The organism is Herbiconiux sp. 11R-BC, assembly GCF_049472555.1.
GTDB lineage: Bacteria > Actinomycetota > Actinomycetes > Actinomycetales > Microbacteriaceae > Herbiconiux.
The window spans coordinates 1-1,078 of the sequence record NZ_JBCEBO010000011.1 but is presented as its reverse complement, the minus strand read 5'-3'; the positions used below and the strand labels follow the sequence as shown (position 1 = coordinate 1,078).

Here is a 1,078-nt window from a genome sequence, read left to right as displayed (position 1 = left end):
GGATCGCGCACTTCGTGCTCCCGATCAAGGGCAAGGGCTCGTCCGACTGGTCCTACTCCTGGGTGCCTGTCGTGGGCCCGATCATCGGCGGCGTCCTGGCCGGCCTGCTGGCCATCCCGCTCCTCCCCATCCTCACCTGAGCAGTGGCGGCTGCCGTGATGGGCGTGCTTCGCGCGCCCATCGCGGACCGCGCCGGTCCTTGCCCGGCGCGGCGCGACATGTTCCCGTGCGGTCGCTACGCGGCCGCGCGCTCACCCTGGGTCGTCGAGCGCGGCCCGCAGCTTTCTCTTCCATCCGTAAGCCATTTACGAAGTCGCAAGAACAAAGGAGTTAGACATGACTGAACAGAAGTACATCCTGGCCATCGACCAGGGAACCACCTCGTCGCGCGCGATCATCTTCGACCACGCCGGCACCATCGTGTCGACCGGTCAGAAGGAGCACGAGCAGATCTTCCCGAAGGCGGGATGGGTCGAGCACAACCCGGTCGAGATCTGGGACAACGTGCGAGAGGTCATCGGCCAGGCCCTCTCGAAGGCCGACCTGACCCGCCACGACATCGCCGCCGTGGGCATCACGAACCAGCGCGAGACCGCGGTGGTGTGGAACAAGAACACGGGTGAGCCGGTCTACAACGCGATCGTCTGGCAGGACACGCGCACCCAGTCGATCGTCGACCGCCTCGCGGCCGGCAGCGAGCTCGGCGTGGAGCGCTACAAGCAGATCGTCGGCCTGCCGCTGGCGACCTACTTCTCGGGCACGAAGATCGTCTGGATCCTCGAGAACGTCGAGGGCGCCCGCGAGGCCGCCGAAGCCGGAGACCTCATCTTCGGCACCACCGACAGCTGGGTGCTGTGGAACCTCACCGGTGGAACGGATGGCGGCGTGCACGCCACCGACGTCACCAACGCGTCGCGCACCCTGTTCATGGACCTCGAGACGCTGAGCTGGCGCGACGACATCCTGGCCGACTTCGGGGTTCCGAAGTCGATGCTGCCCGAGATCAAGTCGTCGTCGGAGGTCTACGGCACCGTCGAGTCGTCGAACCTGCTGCGTGAGGTTCCGGTGTCGGGCATTC

Annotated in this window: 1 protein-coding gene and 1 pseudogene; both read left to right on the top strand. The window is 66.4% G+C overall.

Annotated features, from left to right (window positions below; genetic code table 11):
* Positions 1–140, top strand: a pseudogene (locus VD659_RS18895) (aquaporin family protein); the annotation flags it as partial.
* Between the two features lie 196 nt (positions 141–336).
* Positions 337–1,078, top strand: a 742-nt coding sequence (locus tag VD659_RS18890) for an FGGY family carbohydrate kinase (RefSeq protein ID WP_423262585.1), incomplete at its 3' end; no start/stop codon positions are given.